Genomic DNA, 1,339 nt, shown 5'->3' with positions numbered 1-1,339 from the left:
GCCGCATTTTTCCAGCTTCTCGTAGACGTTTTCCACCGCCGCATTGTTGTTGGACAGTACCGCCACCGTCTGCTCACGCAACAGGATATTGGCGAGGATGTTGAGGATGGTTTGGGTTTTGCCGGTTCCTGGTGGACCCTGAATTACGCTGACCTGCGCGCGGAAGGCTTGTTCGACAGCCGTGAGCTGGCTTTCGTTCAGGCCGAACGGATAGATTAACTGTAGGCCCGGCGCTAGCGTGCCGTTGCGCCCGGTGCAGTACGCCTGCAAGGCGGTGTCGACACTAGCGGGCAGGTTTTCCAGCTGGCGCACGATATTGGTGGTTGTTTTACTATCAATCTGCGACTCCGCGCGATTTTGCCGGGCCTTCGCCACGGCTGTGAAATAGTGGAAAACCGGTGCATCCTTCACTGCCGTCGGCACGGTAAAACCGACATCGTCCATCTTGTAGACATAGGGTTGGTCAGAGTCTCGATGAAACACGACGGCATACCGCTCTCCGTAGATCGTCGCCTTGGCAATTGGCTTGACGATCGCGCTGCCGGACTCGGTCAGTAACATCTCACCCAGTTTGCGAGTGGGCAAGATGATGCAGTCGTCGAGTGCGTGTGAGGCCTTCCCCTTTTTTAGGTAGAAGCACCTCAGTTGCAGACCTTCCTCCTTATCGTTCCAGATATGCCAACTGGTGATTTCTGCAGTTTTGTCCTCGCCATTCACCTGGATCGATACCATACTTTCCTTAAGCGTGTGTGTACGGCAGCCATCTGCGCTCTCAAGCCGGATATTGGCTGCCGTTATTTCCTAATCAGGATATTTTGCCACCATCGCCTCATGGGAAACATGACTTTGCCGCCACCGAGTGTAGCGAGTGGCCTAAGGCGATGCACAGCGCAGGCGGGAGCATGATTGACGACATCGAGAGCGCGCGGACTTTCTGTTCTCCACACAGCCTTCGGCTCAAATCAGTTTGATTCTCCCGAAGAGTGCGCCGTTGTCAAAAGTCCCTGCGTTCGGTAGTTGCAGGCGGTATATCTACCCTGTTACGACGAGTTAGTAAGCAACACACTGACTGATGCCCTTTTTGGTAGTGCCTGAATACCTGTCGTCGGTAATATCAAATCTTGGTTGAATAATATGTCAAGATCTAATCGAGTTCGAGGCCCTCCGTAAGCTTCCGTTGACCGATCGCGGGGATTTGGACGTCCCGCATCCACGGCATGAGAGCCAGGATTCTTAGGCATGGAAGCGGTTCTCTGCCTGCGGAGCGGCACAGTGCCTGCATCCACCGCCCTATGGACGTACGAAATCCCGCATGAGCCGAGAAGGCACTGGCCGTGAG

General features: G+C 54.7%; 1 protein-coding gene. It reads right to left on the bottom strand.

All coding sequences use genetic code 11. The features are described 5' to 3' along the window. Positions 1-732, bottom strand: a 732-nt coding sequence (locus tag V8Z80_RS20840) for an AAA domain-containing protein (RefSeq protein WP_336063332.1), incomplete at its 3' end; no start/stop codon positions are given. Positions 733-1,339: the final 607 nt, after the last annotated feature.

Source organism: Orrella sp. JC864 (assembly GCF_037026685.1).
GTDB lineage: Bacteria > Pseudomonadota > Gammaproteobacteria > Burkholderiales > Burkholderiaceae_B > Orrella.
The sequence above is the reverse complement of the archived record's forward strand: the minus strand, read 5'-3'. Positions and strand labels throughout refer to the sequence as shown.